Origin of the sequence: Caloranaerobacter azorensis DSM 13643 (genome assembly GCF_900129995.1) — a bacterium.
In the GTDB taxonomy this organism is placed as follows: domain Bacteria; phylum Bacillota; class Clostridia; order Tissierellales; family Thermohalobacteraceae; genus Caloranaerobacter; species Caloranaerobacter azorensis.
The window spans coordinates 1-1,231 of the sequence record NZ_FQXO01000148.1; the positions used below are offsets into that span (position 1 = coordinate 1).

The 1,231-nt window shown below is 26.6% G+C and carries 1 protein-coding gene; it reads right to left on the minus strand.

Annotation, left to right across the window (positions count from 1 at the left end):
* Positions 1-107: 107 nt before the first annotated feature.
* A complete protein-coding gene (locus BUB51_RS12605) occupies positions 108-1,001 on the minus strand; it encodes a DNA adenine methylase (RefSeq protein WP_278294556.1) in 894 nt (297 codons plus the stop codon).
* Positions 1,002-1,231 lie beyond the last annotated feature (230 nt).

The window sequence follows — 1,231 nt, forward strand, 5'->3', positions numbered from 1 at the left end:
TTTTATAAGTTTTTATAAATATTTTGTAACTGTTAATTAGCCTCTTCTTTATTTTTTAACCCTAGCTTTTTATAAGTTGACAAATATCTCATTCTCCAATATCCCCCTTAATAATTTGTAATTAATAGCTCCTTTATCTTCCCTCTTCCATTACCTTTAGAATTTATATTTCTTTTTGCATCTACCCTAAAAATATTAAAATCTCTATATAAATCATCAAAAAAATTATCGTTTTCATTTACATTTTTAGGGTCAGAATTGCTTAACATCAACTTAGCTCCTTTTTCATGCAATTTATGATATAGTTTTGCTAATCTTATCTGTTCATCATCATTAAAACTACATTTTTGATAAGAAGTAAAACTCGAAGTAGCATTTAAAGGTCTATAAGGTGGGTCAAAATATACAAACGTACTCTCATCTACATATTTTTCAATATTTTCAAAGTCTCCATTGAGTATTTGAATGCTCTGCAATACCTTTGACACATTTAATAGATTTTCTTCATCTAATATCAGAGGATTCTTATATTTCCCATGCGGTACATTAAACTCTCCTTTTTTATTTACTCTATATAGCCCATTATAACAAGTCCTGTTTAAAAAAATAAAATATGCCGCTTTCTTTAACCCATCTAATAAATTACTATTAAATTTCTTTCTTACTTCATAGTAATACTCTTTCCTATCATCATCATTTAAAGACAAATATTCATCAGATATTTTCCTAAGTTCATTTATTAAAAATTCAACATCATTTTTTATAATCCTGTAAACATTGGTTAAATCCTCATTTACATCATTTATTATAACTTTATCAAAAGTATAGTTTTCTAATAAATAAAATAAAACAGCTCCTCCTCCTACAAAAGGTTCAATATATTTTTTTATTTTATTTTGTTTTAATTCGATTGGTAATTTATTACTAATAACAGGGATTAATTGCCCTTTCCCTCCTGCCCATTTAACAAATGGTTTTACAGCTGCTTTTTCTATTATCAATGTCATCACCTACAAAGTTATATTTTAAATTTATTACAAATAGCAATTTTTCAATTCAGTACAAAAATATCAACTACGTTTTATTTTATCATTAACAAATATATAAAAAAAGTACATACTTTTATAATCTATTTGTAAATCGAGTAGGAGGTAGATGATTAATTCATCTACCGACCTCTCACACCACCGTACGTACCGTTCGGTATACGGCGGTTCATTAGGTTAAGTTC